This window comes from Methylobacterium goesingense (assembly GCF_022179225.1).
Classification (GTDB): domain Bacteria; phylum Pseudomonadota; class Alphaproteobacteria; order Rhizobiales; family Beijerinckiaceae; genus Methylobacterium; species Methylobacterium goesingense.
Genome location: NZ_BPQL01000132.1, coordinates 1 through 15,202, shown reverse-complemented (window position 1 = coordinate 15,202; position 15,202 = coordinate 1). Strand labels below are relative to the sequence as shown.

General features: G+C 70.5%; 15 protein-coding genes and 1 riboswitch. Of the genes, 7 read left to right on the top strand and 8 right to left on the bottom strand.

The annotated features are described in order from the left end of the window. On the bottom strand, positions 1-1,215 hold a 1,215-nt coding region (locus tag MFF30_RS20520; protein ID WP_238281695.1), incomplete at its 3' end, for a TIGR03862 family flavoprotein. Positions 1,216-1,402: 187 nt separating this feature from the next. Between MFF30_RS20520 and MFF30_RS20515 the strand changes: the two genes are divergently transcribed. After that, positions 1,403-2,428, top strand: coding sequence for a TerC family protein (locus MFF30_RS20515; protein WP_238281693.1), 1,026 nt, complete (start codon positions 1,403-1,405; stop codon positions 2,426-2,428). Between the two features lie 137 nt (positions 2,429-2,565). On the opposite strand, the gene MFF30_RS20510 is transcribed toward MFF30_RS20515, so the two are convergent. The 3 genes from MFF30_RS20510 to MFF30_RS20500 form a co-directional block, all read right to left on the bottom strand. Beyond that, on the bottom strand, positions 2,566-3,342 hold the full coding sequence (locus MFF30_RS20510) for an N-acetylmuramoyl-L-alanine amidase (protein ID WP_238281691.1): 777 nt from the start codon (positions 3,340-3,342) through the stop codon (positions 2,566-2,568). Next, positions 3,339-4,064 carry a molecular chaperone DjiA gene (locus MFF30_RS20505; protein ID WP_238281689.1) on the bottom strand — a complete coding sequence of 242 codons (726 nt, stop codon included), beginning with the start codon at positions 4,062-4,064 and terminating at the stop codon, positions 3,339-3,341. Before MFF30_RS20505 ends, MFF30_RS20510 begins: the two co-directional genes overlap by 4 nt. A gap of 142 nt (positions 4,065-4,206) precedes the next feature. Further along, positions 4,207-5,103, bottom strand: a complete 897-nt coding sequence (locus MFF30_RS20500) for a collagen-like domain-containing protein (RefSeq protein WP_238281687.1) — start codon at positions 5,101-5,103, stop codon at positions 4,207-4,209. A 232-nt stretch (positions 5,104-5,335) separates the two neighbouring features. Here MFF30_RS20500 and MFF30_RS20495 point away from each other — a divergent pair, with 232 nt between their 5' ends. Next, positions 5,336-6,175 carry an ImuA family protein gene (locus MFF30_RS20495; protein WP_238281685.1) on the top strand — a complete coding sequence of 280 codons (840 nt, stop codon included), beginning with the start codon at positions 5,336-5,338 and terminating at the stop codon, positions 6,173-6,175. After that, positions 6,093-7,616, top strand: coding sequence for a Y-family DNA polymerase (locus tag MFF30_RS20490; protein WP_238281682.1), 1,524 nt, complete (start codon positions 6,093-6,095; stop codon positions 7,614-7,616). Before MFF30_RS20495 ends, MFF30_RS20490 begins: the two co-directional genes overlap by 83 nt. Before the next feature lie 36 nt (positions 7,617-7,652). Here MFF30_RS20490 and thiC read toward each other — a convergent pair whose 3' ends face one another. Next, positions 7,653-9,545: a phosphomethylpyrimidine synthase ThiC gene (gene thiC / locus MFF30_RS20485; protein WP_238281680.1), complete on the bottom strand. Its 1,893-nt coding sequence runs from the start codon at positions 9,543-9,545 to the stop codon at positions 7,653-7,655. Between the two features lie 78 nt (positions 9,546-9,623). Further along, positions 9,624-9,732, bottom strand: a riboswitch (TPP riboswitch). A 149-nt stretch (positions 9,733-9,881) separates the two neighbouring features. Here thiC and MFF30_RS20480 point away from each other — a divergent pair. After that, the gene (locus MFF30_RS20480) at positions 9,882-10,634 is read left to right on the top strand and encodes a BA14K family protein (protein ID WP_238281678.1); all 753 of its coding nucleotides are present in this window, start codon (positions 9,882-9,884) and stop codon (positions 10,632-10,634) included. A gap of 111 nt (positions 10,635-10,745) precedes the next feature. On the opposite strand, the gene MFF30_RS20475 is transcribed toward MFF30_RS20480, so the two are convergent. The 3 genes from MFF30_RS20475 to MFF30_RS20465 form a co-directional block, all read right to left on the bottom strand. Next, the gene (locus MFF30_RS20475) at positions 10,746-11,000 is read right to left on the bottom strand and encodes a hypothetical protein (RefSeq protein ID WP_238281675.1); all 255 of its coding nucleotides are present in this window, start codon (positions 10,998-11,000) and stop codon (positions 10,746-10,748) included. Positions 11,001-11,130: 130 nt separating this feature from the next. Continuing rightward, positions 11,131-11,373 (bottom strand): hypothetical protein, encoded by a 243-nt coding sequence (locus tag MFF30_RS20470; protein ID WP_238281673.1) that lies wholly within the window; start codon positions 11,371-11,373, stop codon positions 11,131-11,133. 140 nt (positions 11,374-11,513) lie between these two features. Beyond that, the gene (locus MFF30_RS20465) at positions 11,514-12,272 is read right to left on the bottom strand and encodes a zinc metalloprotease (RefSeq protein ID WP_238281670.1); all 759 of its coding nucleotides are present in this window, start codon (positions 12,270-12,272) and stop codon (positions 11,514-11,516) included. Between the two features lie 350 nt (positions 12,273-12,622). On the opposite strand from MFF30_RS20465, the gene MFF30_RS20460 reads away from it, so the two are divergent. The 3 genes from MFF30_RS20460 (at position 12,623) to MFF30_RS20450 (ending at position 15,105) form a co-directional block, all read left to right on the top strand. Beyond that, entirely contained in the window at positions 12,623-13,471 is an 849-nt protein-coding gene (locus MFF30_RS20460) for an alpha/beta hydrolase (RefSeq protein ID WP_238281668.1), read from the top strand. Between the two features lie 10 nt (positions 13,472-13,481). Further along, complete coding sequence (locus MFF30_RS20455) at positions 13,482-13,856, top strand: restriction endonuclease (RefSeq protein WP_238281666.1); 375 nt, start codon at positions 13,482-13,484, stop codon at positions 13,854-13,856. A gap of 148 nt (positions 13,857-14,004) precedes the next feature. After that, the gene (locus MFF30_RS20450) at positions 14,005-15,105 is read left to right on the top strand and encodes an acyltransferase family protein (protein ID WP_238281664.1); all 1,101 of its coding nucleotides are present in this window, start codon (positions 14,005-14,007) and stop codon (positions 15,103-15,105) included. Positions 15,106-15,202: the final 97 nt, after the last annotated feature.

Genomic DNA, 15,202 nt, shown 5'->3' with positions numbered 1-15,202 from the left:
CGCCGCGCGGCCCGAGGCGAAGGCGCCCTGGAGGAGATACCCCCCCGTTGGCGCCTCCCAGTCCAGCATCTCGCCGGCCACGAAGGTGCCGGGGCGCCGTGCCAGCATGTAGTCGGCATCGAGTTCGCAAAAGCGGACCCCGCCCGCCGTCGAGATCGCCCGGTCGAGGCCGCGCGGCTCCAGGAGTTGGAGCGGCACCGCCTTGATCAGGGCTGCCAGGGCCTCGGCGGCCACGGGCAGCGGGTGAGCCGCTTCGCGCAGGAGGCAGATTCCCACGGGGGTGAGCCCCGCACCCTTGCGCAGGCGGTTGGCGAGCGACAGCCCAGGCTTCGGATCGCTGAGGGCCCGCGTCAGGGCGGCCTCGTCGAGATCGGGTCGCAGGTCGAGGTGCAGGCGGGCTGCGCCACGCTCGGTGGCGGCCCGGATCCGATGCGCGAGGGCGTAGATCGCCCCGCCCTCGATCCCGTCCGCGCTGATCACCGCCTCCCCGCGCACCCGGGTCCCCGCGAGGCTGAGGGCGATGCGCTTCAGGGGCGTACCGGCGAAGCGCTCGGCGAAGACCGGCGACCACGCCACGGTGAACCCGACATTGGCGGGCTTGAGCGGCGCCACGGCGATACCATCCCGTTCGAACAGGGACACCCAGGCCCCGTCGGAGCCGAGGCGCGGCCAGCTCGCGCCCCCCAGTGCCAGGAGAACCGGGCGGTGGGTGGTCTCGACCCGCCCCTCCGGGGCCTCGAAGACCGGGCCGCCGGAGGCCGACCACCCGGTGAAGCGGTGTCGGGTGCGGATGCGGACGCCCAACCCGTCGAGGCGCCGGAGCCAGGCCCGCAGAAGCGGCGAAGCCTTGAAGCTCGCGGGGAAGACGCGGCCGCTCGACCCCACGAAGGTCGACTGGCCGAGGTCGTGGCACCAGGTCCGCAGATCCGTCGGCGCAAACGCCGCGATGGCCTCGGCGAGCGGGCCGCTCTCGGGCTGGTAGCGCGCCAGGAAGGCCGGCAAGGGCTCGGAATGGGTAAGGTTGAGGCCGCCGCGCCCGGCGATGAGGAACTTGCGCCCCACGCTGGGCATCCGGTCGTAAAGGGTCACGGCGTGGCCGGCCCGCGCCAGCACCTCCGCGGCCGCGAGGCCGGCTGGGCCGCCGCCGATCACGGCGGGGCCGCCGACCATGGCGGGGCCGTCCGCGTCCCGGCCTTTGGGCTCAGTGTCAGTCATGCGTCCTGGGAAGCCGGCCAGCGGCGGCCCTGTCAAGCGTGCCGGGACGATGCCCTTGATTCGCCAAGGTCCGAGTCCCAACTCCGCCTCATCGGCTGCGGGCCCCTCTGGCGGGATGCTTCGTGATGCGTTCCGTGATGTCGGAGCCGGTGCTTTCTCTCCTCAAGAAGCATCGACGGTCCGCGTCATGGTTGATATTTTGTATTACGAGTGGCTGGGTAAGCCAATCTGGATGTGGCTGGGCTTCCACGCCTTGGTCGCCGGGTTACTGGCCTTCGATCTCGGGCTGCTGCACCGAGACAAGAACCACGAGATCGGCGTGAAGGAGAGCCTTCTCCTTACGGCCTTCTATTTCACCCTCGGCATGATCTTCGGCGGCTGGGTCTGGTGGTATCTCGGACCGCAGGCGGGCCAGGAATACGTCGCCGGCCTCGTGGTCGAGAAGTCGCTGTCGATGGACAACGTCTTCGTGATCGCGGTTATCCTGACCTCCCTCGGCATCCCGCGCACGTCCCAGCACCGGGTCCTGGTGTGGGGCATCCTGGCCGCCGTGCTGTTACGTGGGCTGATGATCGGCCTCGGCGCGGCCCTCGTGCACCAGGCCGCCTGGGTGCTGTCGATCTTCGCCGCCTTCCTGATCTTCGCCGGCGTCAAGATGCTGGTCTCGAAGGAGGAGGAGCCGGGCGATATCCGCGAGAACCGCGCCGTGCGCCTGCTCCAGCGGGTGCTGCGCATCACGCCCGAACTGCACGGGCAGCGCTTCATGGTGCGAAAAGCCGACCCGAAGACGGGCAAGACCGCCCTTTGGCTGACGCCCCTGGCGCTGGCGCTCATTCTGGTCAACGGCGCCGACGTGATCTTCGCCGTCGACAGCGTGCCGGCGATCTTCGCCATCACCACCGACACCTTCGTGGTCTACACCTCGAACATCTTCGCGATCCTGGGGCTTCGCGCCCTCTACTTCGCGCTTGCCGCGATGGTGGACCGCTTCGCCTATCTCAAGACGGCGCTGGCCTTCATCCTGATCTTCATCGGAGGCAAGATCGTTGTCGCCGATACCTTCGATCTCGTCCACGTCCCGCCGTGGGTCTCCCTCGCGGTCACCGTCGTGTTTCTCATCGCGGGTATCGCATACAGCCTGTGGCGCACCCGGGGTACGGTGGTGGAGGATACGCACGGGCATGGCGGCGAGGCGGTCCAGCACCGGGCCTGACGCGCGCCTGCCTTCCGCCGCAGCGGATCTCGGGCCGGCCCGAGATCCGTCGAGGGTGTGAGGAGGCCGGGATGGTCGGGTGCCCCACAGCCGATCGAGAACCGGTGGCGTCCCCCCGAGCGGAAGGGAGACGTGCCCTATCCTGAAGTCGTGCGTCCCGACCGCCCGGGCAGTGCCGCGATCAGATCCCTCAGCGTGGTGATCGTCGAGGCGTCGGCGACGCCGTCGACGCGAGCCGGGCGGAAGTGGCGCTGGAACGCCGTCACCACCGCGCCCATGCGGGCGTCGAAGGTGGCGCTCACCGGCAAGTCGTATCCGTAGAGAGCGAACATCGCCTGCAGCGCCTCGATCGGCGGTCCGGCATCGCCCTCTGCAAAGAACCGGCCGTCGCGGATCGGGGCCGGTGGGACCCAGTGTCCGATGCCGTCGCTTGCCAGTTGCGCCCAGGGGAAATGCTCGCCGGGATCCTCCTTGCGCTCGGGCGCGATGTCCGAATGGGCGAGAATGCGGTGCGGCGCGAGGTTCCAGCGCTGGGTGAGATCGCCGCACAGGGCGATGACGGCCTCGATCTGCGCGGGCGGATAGGCCGGCAAGCCGCCGGCATGGCCGCCATTGACGATCTCGACGCCCAGCGAGCGCGAGTTCACATCGGTGATCCCGGCCCAGGAACCCTGGCCCGCGTGCCAGGCGCGGCGCCCCTCGGGCACCATCTGCACCACGCGGCCATCCTCCAGCACCACGTAATGGGCCGAGACCTCCGCCACGGGATTGGCGAGGCGCTGCAGGGCCGCCGCCGCGCTCTCCATGCCGGTGTAATGCAGGATGAGGAGATCGACCGGACCGGTCCGCCGCTCACCGTGGTTGGGCGACGGGTGGACGCTGGTGGCGACGGGACTCTCGGGCGTCGGTTTCACGTGAGGCCCCGCTCGGCGCTGATCCGGTCATAGGCGGCGTTGATGGCGGCCAGACGGCGGGTGGCGATGGCCACCGCCTCCGGCGGCAGGCCGCGGGCGATGGCCCGGTCCGGGTGGTTCTCCCGCACCAGCGCCCGGTGGGCGGCCTTCAGCCCGGCATCGTCGACATCGTGGTCGAGGCCGAGAACGAGGTAGGGATCATCGGAGAGGCGGACATGCCGGGCGGCGATGCGGCGGAACGCGGCCTCGTCGAAGCCGAAGGTCTCCGCCACCGCGCGCAGATAGCGCTCCTCCGCCTCGTGGATGGCGCCGTCCGCCTTGGCGATGTGGAACAGGCCGTCGAGGACGTCCTCCAGCAGGGCCGGCTCGTCGTGGAAGGTGTTGGCCAGTTGCCGGGCGTAGGCTTCGAAGCCGTTCGCGGTGCCCTTGGCGAGATCGAACAGGCGCTGGACCCCGGGCCGGGCCCGCTCGTCCACCTGTACCACCTTGGCGAAGGCCTCGATCTCGGCCGGCGTCACCACGCCGTCGGATTTGGCCATCTTGGCGGCGAGCGCCACGAGGCCGGTGGTGAAGACCACGTCACGCGGCGTGGTCCCGAACAGGGCGCCCTCGCGGTCGACCAGGAAATGCCCCGCCACCCCGCCGACGAGGCCGCCGAGGGGGCCGCCGATGGCGAGGCCGAGGCCGGCACCCCCGAGCTTGCCCCAGAGGCCCACGCTCATCGGAAGACCCCACGGGCGCTGGGTACGGGGCTGGATGTGGCAGACGGCATGGGCGGCATCGACTTCGGCGCGAAACGAAGCGCGTCCTTACACCGGACGGCTCCGTTTCGGCGAGAGGCGATCGCTCAGGGCGTCCCGCCCCTCAGCGCCGGGCGCAGAGGCCGACGAGGCCTTGGGCTTCGCTGGGGCAGGCCGCGCTCAGGGTGCCGTCGGCCCCCGCCGTCACGATGGCGCTGCCCCCCTTCAGGCACAGGGCCGAAGCCAGGATCTCGGTGCCCTCGCAGGTGATGGCGCAGCCCGAGGCCGGGCAGGTGTCCTGGCGCACCACACGGAACGGGGATGCGGGCACGGGAGCCGCCGGAGCGGCCTGACCGGCCTCGCCCCTGGCCCCAGCGGGCCCGCGCTCGCCGGCTGCCCCCCGTGTTCCGGGCTCACCCTTGGGGCCGGTGTCGCCCTTCGGCCCGGCTTCACCCTTCGGGCCTGCCTCACCACGAGCGCCCGTCTCGCCCTTCACACCCGGTTCGCCCTTCACGCCTGGTTCGCCCTTGGCACCCGGTTCGCCCTTCGGTCCCTGGGGACCGGGCAGGCCGGCGACGCCCTGCGGACCGGCGGGGCCCGTTTCGCCCTTGTCGCCGGTGTCGCCCTTTTGGCCCGTCTCGCCCTTCGGACCGGGCTGGCCGGCAGGGCCGCAATTGGCGATGACCGCCTCGCGCTCGTCCTCGCCCGCCTTCAGGGTGGCGATGCAGTTGGTGGGCACGTAGGGCAGGCGGAAGACGAATCGGCCCCGGCTGTCGGCGATGATCGAGATGTCCTCGTCGAGCACCACCACGGTGCCGGGCTTGCGCACGCTGCCGGAGATCCGCAGGTCGCCGTTCTCGAAGCGAGCGTCGTAGACCTGGATCGGCTGCGACGCGGCCTGCGGCTTGCGCGCCTTGGTCGCCTCGCCCCTGGGCTGGGCCGCCGTCTGCGCGATGGCGGGGAGACCGCCCGCCACGGTGATCAGGCCCGACAGGACCACGAGGGCACGAGCGAGACGCATGAATTTCTCCGGTCTGATCCGCGTCTGCTGAGCGCGGCAGGTGGGGAGTGCTGCCCTGACCTCGCCGAACGGTCAAGCGTGGCGAAGATGTCGGCTTGAGGCCGCCGTCCACAGGCGTCCACAGCCGTCCACAGGCCAAGCCCCTGAGGGGGGATGAAATTCCGCATGACCCCGGAAACCGATTGAGTGTGTTCCTGTTTTGTTCTTAGCGTAGCCGGATGGAACGGAGCCGATGAGACAGAGCCCTGAAGACCCTCCCGATACGCAGATCGAAGGTCCGCATGCGGACCGGCCGGGCGCGGACCCGCTCCCGCGCGAGACGGCGCCGCAGGCCTCGGCCACTTCGAACCTGGCGGCCCTGCGCGACCTCGTGGCCGGACGCGGGGGTGCCCCGGTCCTCCGGGGTGCCCTTCCGCTGGGCATCCACGACATCGATTCGCGCCTCGCGCAGGGCGGCCTCGCCCTTGGGCAGTTGCACGAGATCGCCCCCGCCCAGGCGGGCGACGAACCGGCGGCCCTCGGCTTCGCCCTCGCCCTGGTGGCGCGCCACCTCGCCCGGGTGTGCGGTGAAGCCCTGCTGGTGGTGGGCCAGGGCCATCCCCTCCCCTACGGGCACGGGCTCGCAGGCCTCGGCCTCGACCCGGCCCGCCTGCTGCTGTTCGAGGTCGCCAGCGACGGCGACGCCTACCGGGCGCTGGAGGAATCGCTGCGGTCCCAAGGCCTGGCGGCCGTGGCGGGACTCGTCGACGCCGCCCTGCCCCTGGCCCAGAGCCGCCGGCTCCACCTCGCGGCCGGGCGAACCGACCGGCTCCTCCTCGTGCTGCGGCCCCCGGAGGCGGAGAGCCCCAACGTGGCGGCGACCCGCTGGCGGATCGCCGCCGGCAAGGCCCTGCGCGATCGCTTCGGCTGCATCGAGCGGCCGTGCTGGCAAGCGACCCTCGACCGAAGCCGCAACGGGCGGACCGGACACTGGCTTCTGGAGTGGGATCATGCCGCGCATCGTTTCGGTCTGGCTGGAGCACTGGCCGGTCACGCGGCTGAGGCGGGCGGGCGCGTCCAGCGCTCGGGATGATGGGCCGATGGTCGTGGCCGCGATGGAGGCCAGCGGCCTGCGCCTGATCGCGGTGGACGCGCAGGCGCGGGCGCTGGGCCTCGAACCCGGCGAGACCCTGGCCCGAGCCCGCGCCCGGATCGGCACGCCCGTCTCCGTCCATCCCGCCGACCCGGAGGCCGACGCCGCAGCCCTGCACCGGCTCTGCCTCTGGGCCAAGCGCTATACCTCGGTCGTCGCGCCCTACGGCCGGGCGGAGGGCCACGACGGGTTCTTCCTCGACATCGCGGGGGCGAGCCACCTGTTCGGCGGCGAGGCACAGCTCCTGGCGGATCTCACCCGGCGACTGTCCGAGGGCGCGATTCCGGCGCGGATCGCCCTCGCCGACACCCCCGCCTGCGCCTTCGCCCTGGCCCGGCATGGCGGGGGTGGCCTCGTGGCACCCGGAGGCAACGCGGAGGCCCTATGGACCCTGCCGGTCTCGGCCCTGCGCCTCGATCCGGCCATGGCGCAGGCCCTGGCCCGCCTCGGCCTGCGCCGGATCGGCGACCTCGCCGCCGCGCCTCGTGCGCCCCTGGCCCGGCGCTTCGGCGAAACCCTACTGCTGCGCCTCGATCAGGCCGTCGGCCACCGGCCGGAACCTCTCGTCTGCACGGAGGACCCGCGCGAATTCGAGGCCGTGCGCGGATTCCTCGAACCGATCGGGCGGCCGGAGACCATCGTCGCCACGGCCGAGCGCCTGATGGCGGGGCTGGCGCCCCGGCTGGAGGCGGCCGGACTCGGGGCCCGCGCGGTGCGGCTGTCCCTGACCCGCGTCGACGGGGTGGTGCGGACCCTGGACCTCGGGATGAGTCTGCCGACCCGCTGCCCGGCGCAGATCGAGCGCCTACTGACCCTGCGCCTCGACCGCCTCGGCCCGGCCCTCGATGCCGGCTTCGGCTTCGAGACGATCGGCCTCGCGGTCACCGCCACCGGCACGATCGCGGCGCGTCAGGGCATGCTGGTGGAGGCGCCCGACGGCGCGGGGGCCGAGCACCTGGGCGACGCCCTGCGCCAGCGCCTCGGGCGGCGGATGATGCGGCTCGGCTTTCGCGCGAGCCACCTGCCCGAGCGTGCCGAGAGCGCGGAACCCTGGCGCGCGAGCCTACCCGCGCAGGCGGGCCGGCCGGCCCTGCTGCCACGACCGCTGGTGCTGCTCGGCCGGAGCGAGGCCGCCGAGGACGTCATCGCGCTCGCCCCCGACGGCCCGCCGCACCGCTTCCGTTGGCGCCGGCGCCTGCACCGCGTCGCCCATGCGGACGGGCCCGAGCGCATCGCCGACGAGTGGTGGCAGGCGCCGGGTCCGGCGCGGGACTACTACGTGGTGGAGGACGAAGGCGGCCGCCGCCTGTGGGTCTATCGCGAGGGATTCCCCACACGGGAGACGCCCGCGCGCTGGTTCGTGCACGGGCTATTCGCGTGATCCCCGTGACCCGGCCGGGTCACGGGGCCGGCGACTCTACTCCGCCGCGTCGACGTAGAGCTTGCCGCCCTCGGCCTGGAACTCGGCGGATTTCGCCGCCATCCCGGCCTCGCGCTCGGCCTGGCTCATCGGCGTCGCCTCGCCCAGCACCTGTCCGGCCGCCTCCATCGCCAGAACCTCGGCGCGCAGGTCCTGCGTGATCTTCATCGAGCAGAACTTCGGCCCGCACATCGAGCAGAAATGCGCGACCTTGTGGGCATCCTTCGGCAGGGTCTCGTCGTGGTAGGCGCGGGCCGTGTCGGGGTCGAGGGAGAGGTTGAACTGGTCCTCCCAGCGGAAGTCGAACCGGGCGCGGCTGAGGGCGTCGTCGTGCAGCTGCGCGGCCGGGTGGCCCTTGGCGAGGTCGGCGGCATGCGCCGCGATCTTGTAGGTGATCACGCCTTCCTTGACGTCGTCGCGGTTGGGCAGGCCGAGATGCTCCTTCGGGGTGACGTAGCAGAGCATCGCGCAGCCGAACCAGCCGATCATCGCGGCGCCGATGCCGGAGGTGATGTGGTCGTAGCCGGGGGCGATGTCGGTGGTCAGCGGGCCGAGGGTGTAGAACGGCGCCTCGCCGCACTCCACGAGCTGCTTCTCCATGTTCACCTTGATCTTGTGCATCGGCACGTGGCCGGGGCCCTCGATCATGGTCTGGCAGCCCTTGTCCCAGGCGATCTTGGTGAGTTCGCCCAGCGTCTCGAGTTCGGCGAACTGGGCCGCGTCGTTGGCATCCGCGATGGAGCCGGGGCGCAGGCCGTCGCCGAGGGAGAACGAGACGTCGTAGGCCCGCATGATGTCGCAGATCTCGTCGAAGCGCTCGTAGAGGAACGACTCGCGGTGCCCGGCGAGGCACCAGCGCGCCATGATCGAGCCGCCGCGGGAAACGATGCCGGTGACCCGGCGCGCGGTGAGCGGCACGTGGGCGAGGCGGACCCCGGCGTGAATGGTGAAGTAATCGATGCCTTGCTCGGCCTGCTCGATGAGGGTGTCCTTGAACACCTCCCAGTCGAGTTTCAGCGGATCGCCGCCGACCTTCTCAAGTGCCTGATAGATCGGCACCGTGCCGATCGGGACCGGCGAGTTGCGCACGATCCACGAGCGGATGTTGTGGATGTTACGGCCCGTCGAGAGGTCCATCACCGTGTCGGCGCCCCACCGGGTCGCCCAGACCAGCTTCTCGACTTCCTCGGCGGCCGAGGAGGTCACGGCCGAGTTGCCGATGTTGGCGTTGATCTTCACGAGGAAGTTGCGGCCGATCGCCATCGGCTCCACCTCGGGGTGGTTGATGTTGGCCGGAATGATCGCCCGGCCCCGGGCCACCTCGTCGCGCACGAACTCGGGCGTGATGAAGGCCGGTAGGGCGGCGCCGAAGCTGTTGCCGTCGGCGAGCGCGGCCTGGGCACCCTCGAGCATGGTCTTGCGAGCGAGGTTCTCCCGGTTGGCGACGTAGATCATCTCCTCGGTGATGATGCCGGCGCGGGCGAACTCGTACTGCGTCACCATCTGGCCCGGGCCGGCCTTGCGGATCTCGCGGGTGGCCGGACACGGGGCCACCAGCTTGTCTTCCGGCACGAAACCGTTGTCCTCGGGCTTGACGGCGCGCGGGGTCACCGTGGCGTAGCCGCGCCGGGCGATCCAGGGCTCGCGCACCAGCGGCAGGCCGGCATGGAGGTCGATCTTGGCATCCGTCTCCGTGTAGGGACCCGACGGATCGTAGACCCGCACAGGGGCCTCCTTCGGATCGCTGAGCGTGATCTCGCGGAACGGCACCCGGATGTCGTCGTGTCCGGCGACCGCCGCGTAGACCTTGCGCGAGCCCATGATCGGGCCGGTGGTCACCGCATGCGGCTGGCCCTGCGGCAGATCCTTCGGGAGAACGGGTGCATTCATCGGGTTCGCTCCTGGCGTTGGAGGCGATCCGACTCATAGGCGGTGGAGGTGGATGGGATGACGCTTGAGGATACGCGCCGTCTTTGAGATTCCCGTCCCTCCGCCGGTACGAACCGGATCAGGTTCAAGGGTCAGGGCGACGCGCCCAATCTCAGCTCCCGCACTCGGAGCCCCCCTCGGAATGGTTCCAGGTTCGAGGTCGGCGGCCGTTTTGTCAATCACCGCTCCGGCAAACCGACGCAGAACAGGGTGAGAAACGAACTTTATCGTCAGCCCGGGCGTTCGGTTACCAGAAGTCCGGTCCTCGGGATCGGCACGCGAACGACAGGTTCTCCCATGAAGCGCATAGTCCTGGCCTCGGCCGCTCTGGTCGGTGCCCTCTCGATGATTCCCGCCTCCGCCGATGCCCGTCCGGGCGGCGGCGGCTTCCGTGGCGGTGGCGGCGGATTCCATGGTGGCGGCATGGGCGGCGGCGGGTTCCGCGGCGGTAACTTCGGTGGTGGCGGATTCCGCGGGGGCAACTTCGGCGGCGGCATGGCCCAGGGCGGCTTCCGGGGCGGCAATGTCGGGGGTAACTTCGGCGGCGGTGGCTTCCGTGGTGGCCTCGCCCAGGGCGGGTTCAATCGTGGCGGCTTCAACCGGGGCGTCATCGGCAACGCGGGCGCCGGTACCGGTCTGGTGGCGGCCAACGGTTACCGGGGCGGCGGCGCGGGCTTCGTCCGCGGTGGTTACGATCGGGGCGGCTACAACCGTGCGGGTTACGGCGGACGGGGCTACGGCTACCGTCGCGGCTACGGTGGATTGGGGCTCGGCATCGGCCTCGGCCTGGCGGGCGCCGGCATCGGCTATGGTCTCGGCAGCGCGTATTACGGCGACGATTACTACGGCGGTGGCTACGCGCCAGCCTATTATGGCGGCGGCTACGGCGCGTATGGTGGCGGTTCTGCACCGGCCGGCTACGCAACCGAGACCGTCGAGGTCGCACCGGGTGGCAACGACGTCGCATATTGCGTCCAGCGCTTCCGGTCCTACGACCGCCGCACCGGGACCTATCTGGGCAACGACGGCCTGCGCCACGCCTGCCCGTAACGCCTGACACCCGATCGCAATCCGAAAGGCTCCGCCCGCTCCATGCAGGCGGGGCCTTTCCCGTTTGGCGTGCGGCCGTGCGCCTCTTCGAAGCCCCGTCTCGCGCCGGCGTCAGGAGCCCTGAAGACTTTCGGCGAAATCATCCGGCACTTCGCCGAAGCTGGCCAGGATGGTGGCGCTCTCCAACTCGCCGGTCTCGTCGTCGGCCACCACCTTGATCGCCGCCGTTCCGGGAAACCGCGCGGCCATGGCCTCGGCCTTCTTCAGGGCGCCGCTCTCCGTTACCGCGACCTCTCGGTCGCCGGGCGTGAGCCGCTTGCGCTTGAGCACGAAGGTCTGGACCAGGAAGGTCGTCTTGAGGGCCATGAACGGGTCTCCGCCGGCTTCCGCGCCGATGATGGCTCCCCGGTCCGGACACGGTGCGCACCTAGCACGAAAGTCCCCGCTCGCGGACAGGGTGCCCGAAGGTCGCAGCGCCCGGCTATCTCGAAGTGCGTCAGGCCGAAGGCGTGTCGGGCGGATCCAGGCGCAGCACGAGGCGATCGCCGTCCCAGAGTTCCACCGCGCGTCCATCCATGAGTGCATGCGTCCGCGCGACGGCGTCCGCCTCCTCGCAGGCGGACAGAACTTTGGTGCGGAGCACGCGTCCGGCCGTATCCAGCAGAAGAATGCGGTATGGCTTCGGTGGCGTCGCGTCCGTCATGATGAAACAACTCACCTCTTCTTTCACGGCGTCCACGACCGGGCGGACCCGATCTTAAAAGACCTGAAAGCATTACTGGAAGACGCCGATAGCGCACGGAACGCCCGCGCCTCGTACACGTATTCGTGATCTTGTATTTTCCGCCTTGCAAACCTCAGGTTGTGAACAGCTTATGACTACCAGAGCCGGATGAGTCGATACCCGGTGATCACGTCGGACAGGTCGATGCCGAGGCCGGCGGTCAGGCGCAGGCTCGCGCGCAACAGAGGACGGGAAAACGCGCCCGCGAGCAGGAACAATCCGAGCAGGACGAGAGCGGCGTGCCGGGCCATCCGGTCGGTCCACGACCAGTCGCCGGGCAGCCAGGGCCTCAGGATGCCGTAGCCGTCGAGGCCGGGGATCGGCATCAGCCCGAGGACGAGGGCAGTCCCCTGGAACAGCACCGAGACCGCGAGCACGGCCCGCAGCACCTCCGCATCCGGGGTGGCGAGGGTGTAGAGCAGAACGAGTGCCAGGAGGAAGCCGAGGCTCGCCGCCGGACCGGCCGCTGCCACGGCCGACCGTCGCCCCCGGCTCAGGCCCTCGGCCGCATCCCCCGGCGAGGCGCCGCCCGGAAAGCCCAGGCCCGCCAGAATCGTGAAGATCACCGGCAGCAGCATCGTCGCCACGGGATCGGAGGCCCGCAGGGGATCGAGCGTGAGGGCCCCGGTCGCTGGCAGGCCATACCGCACCTCCGCCAAGGCGTGGCCGAAGGCGTGCAGGCACAGCCCGAGAACCCACCCGGCGATCACGAAGGCGAAGGCCGCGCCCGACCCCTCCAGCGCCTCGGCCCCGATCCCGAACCCGAGGCCGCTGAAGATCAGCGTGATCAGCAGAATGTTGATGCTCAGGCCAGGTCTGCCCGCGCCGCTTCCTTCGTCCCGGATCGTCGTCATGCGCGGCGGGGCGGCACGTCGAGATGGGCACGGGCACGCCGCGGGTCTCCCCCTCCCGACGAAGCGGGCGAGCGGACGGCGCGCATGGAAACTCCGCACTGGCCATGCGGGGCCGGTCGCGGACAAAGATCGGGACGCAGGGCTCTCACGCGACGCAACATCGCTGGTGACACGCCAAAGTCCAGTCCCTAGCTTGTCACGGATAGCTGGCACTCCAGGCACGAGCCTCGGACCTCGACGAGCCTCGGACCTCGACGAGCCTCGGACCTCGACGAGCCCGGACCCGGGACGGGTTCGCGGATCGCCGGACCGGTCGGGATCTCCGACCGCCGACACACACGTTCGGACGCATGCGCCTTCTCCTCTCGATCCTGATCACGGCGCCGCTCGCGGTCCTTGGCGGCGCGATCCTCCTCCTGGCCCTTTTCCAGCGGCACTTGATCTATCCGGGTGCCTTCCGAAGCGAAGCCGCCCCGGCTCCTCGGGCGGCGCCAGCCGGCACGCAGGCGATCCAGATCGAGACCGCCGATGGCGAGCGTCTTCTCGGCTTTTGGCGTCCGCCCGCGCCGGGCTGCGCCGTCGTCCTCAGTTTCCACGGGAACGGCTCGCGGCCCGAGCCGGCGGCGGCGCGCTTCTCGGCCGATCCCTGGCGCGCTCAGGGTTGGGGCGTTCTGGCCATCGCGTATCGGGGTTATCCGGGCTCGACCGGATCCCCGAGCGAGGCTGGCCTGATCGCCGACGCGGACGCGGCCTACCGGGCCGTCACGGCCCGTGCCCCGGGGGTGCCGGTCTTGCTGCACGGCCATTCCCTTGGGGCCGCCGTGGCGGTGGCGACGGGCGTGAGCGTGCCCCATCTCGGCCTCTATCTGGAGGCGCCCTTCGATTCCCTAGCGGCTGTGGCCGCCTCCCGCTTTCCCTACCTGCCGACCGGCCTGCTCCTGCGCGACACCTTCCGCTCCGACGAACGGATCACCGCGACCGCCGGCCCGGTCCTCATCGTGCACGGCAGGCTGGACGGGGTGGTTCCCCTCACCCATGCCCGGCATCTGGCCGAACGGGCGGGAGACCGCGCCCGACTGACCATCCTGGAGGGTGATCACGTCTCGATCCTGGGTGCATGGGACCGGGAGGCAGAGCCGCTGTTCCGGCCGGGGGGTGCCCCGGCCCGCGCCGATGCCCTCGCGGCGGATGCGCCTTGAGGGAGCCGAAATGGGACGACGAGACCGCCTCTGGCGCGACGACGATCCGACGACCCATGGGCCGGCGGCGAAACCCCCTGTCATCTGCCCGCTCTGCGAGCGCCCGATCCCGCCCCGTGCCAAGTCCAGCCTGCATCACCTCGTCCCGAAGCTGAAGGGCGGTGCTCGGGCCGGCACGGTGCGGCTGCACCAGATCTGCCACTCGGCCATCCATGCCCGCTTCAGCGAGGCCGAGATCGCCCGGCGCCTCGCCGACGTCGAGTCCTTGCGCGCCGAACCCGAGATGTCGCGATTCCTGGCCTGGGTCCGAACGAAGCCCGACGACTTCCACGCCGCGACACGGATGAGCCGGGAGCGCAAGGGCCCGAAGCGCGATCCGACCTGAGGATGCGGCGATGCCTCCGCCACTGTCGCCAATTTCAGGGCATGGCCTTTACCCGTTCTTCGGCATGATCCGCGCCGATCCCGACCCCGTATCCGCTCCTTAAGACTTCCCGCCGGAGGGTGACCGACGATGTGAAGGGAGCGCGACCGTGTCGGCATTGGAAGTGGGGGCGATCGGGCGAGCGGGCGCGGACGAGGCAAACCGCCTCGCCTGGGTCGACGTCGCCAAGGGGCTCTGCATCGTCCTGGTGGTGATGATGCACTCTACCTTGAGCACCGGCGTGACCCTGGGGGGCGAGGGCTTCCTCCACACCGTCGTGGCCTTCGCCAAACCCTTCCGGATGCCGGACTTCTTCCTCTTGTCGGGCCTGTTCCTCGGCCGGGTGATCGACCGCGACTGGCGCCTCTTCCTCGATCGCCGCCTCGTGCACTTCGCGTATTTCTACGTGCTCTGGGTGCTGATCCAGTCGGTGGTGAAGTACGGCCAGATCGTCGACGGGGCCGGGCCGATGGCCTTCCTCAGCCACCTGGCGATGGCGGTGGTCGAGCCCTACTCGACCCTGTGGTTCATCTACGTCCTGGCGGTGTTCTCGGTCTGCACCAAGCTGCTGCGCCGGGTGCCGGCGCCGCTGCTCCTCGGCTTGGCGATCCTCCTGGAAAGCGTCCCGGTCCATAGTGGCAGCAACCTCGTGGACGAGTTCTGCGCCCGCTACGTCTGGTTTCTGCTGGGCTACCTCTGCGCCGAGCGCATCTTCACCTTTGCCGACTGGGTGCGGCGCAACGCCGGGGCGGCCCTGACCGGCCTCGCCCTCTGGGCGGTCGTCAACGCCATGATGGCCTTCACGCAGACGCAACTTTCCTTCGCACCGACCCTCGCCCAGCTACCCGGCCTGAGCCTCCTTCTGGGGGGCGCCGGGGCCTTGGCCATCATCACCGTCGGCGCCTTGCTGACCCGGGCCGGTGGGCCCGTCACGAACTTCCTGCGCACCTGCGGCCAGCGCTCGATCGTAATCTACCTCGCGTTCTTCCTGCCGATGGCGTTCACCCGGACGCTCATCGCCAAGACCGAAGCGATCACCGACATCGGCGTCGCGAGCCTCGCCGTCACGGTGGTGGCGGTGCTGGTGCCCCTGGCTCTGGAACGGATGGTCCGGAACACCCGGTTCGACTTCCTGTTCGAACGTCCACGCGCCTTCCACATCGTGAGCGCGCGGCCGAGAGCGGCCACCAGCGCCCTGCGTACGGCCTGAGGTTCAGGCCGCCGCCTCGACCCGCGGGCGCACGAGGTGTTCGAGGAAGTTGCCGATCTCGGCCCGCCGCCGGACCGGTTCCAGGAGATCCGGTCCG